This is a genomic window from Paenibacillus whitsoniae, from assembly GCF_003955665.1.
Classification (GTDB): Bacteria; Bacillota; Bacilli; order Paenibacillales; family NBRC-103111; genus Paenibacillus_E; species Paenibacillus_E whitsoniae.
In genome coordinates this window covers 479-1,127 of record NZ_RXHU01000173.1, presented here as the reverse complement: position 1 = coordinate 1,127, position 649 = coordinate 479, and the positions used below count along the sequence as shown (strand labels likewise).

The following is a 649-nucleotide window of genomic DNA, read 5'->3' as shown; positions in this document are numbered from 1 at the left end:
GCGCAATCTCCGCAAGCGACTTGCCCGCTTTACGCTCGGCCGCCAAATCTTCTTGCGTCATGCCAAGCAGGGTCGTGAGCACTTTCGGATCGCCGCCGATACCGAATCCCGGCATGAAGCCACCTTTGCCGAACGCAGGCGAGCGATGATCGCCGAAGCCGCGTTCCTCTCGGTTCCCCTTGAACCCCTCAGAGAAGCTGTGTTTCTTCACCGCAGGCGACGACGTTGGTGCTCCCGGCGAAGCCGTTTCATCTGCAAATGCCTGGTTGTGCTGCAACAGGAGTCCCCCGCCGATAAGCAAGCCGGCTGCTAGCGTACCGGCAACCCAAGTTTTATGTATGCGCTTCAATTTTATTCCCCACCTTTTGCTCTAAATGGTCAGATCTTTTTCCAGTGTAGCGTACAATTGTGAAAAAAGTGTGAACATCCAATGAAATCGCGAATATACGCAGCTCAGAAGAGCGACGGTTGGCGAGACTAGTTTAGCGGAAGTGGCAGTTGCAGGAGAGTGGCTAGTTGGGCGAAGAATGGCAGGTTTCCAAGAATAGCTAGCTGGGCGAAAGGTGGCAGGTTTCCAAGACTAGCTAGTTTTTCGCAAGCGGCCACTGAGAGTCTAGTTTATGTAAGCGGATGCAACCCCTCTTATTTT

The 649-nt window shown here is 53.5% G+C and carries 1 pseudogene; it reads right to left on the bottom strand.

Annotated elements, in window-relative coordinates:
- Positions 1-349 (bottom strand): annotated as a pseudogene (locus EJQ19_RS31640) (hypothetical protein); the annotation flags it as partial.
- Between the last annotated feature and the right edge of the window lie 300 nt (positions 350-649).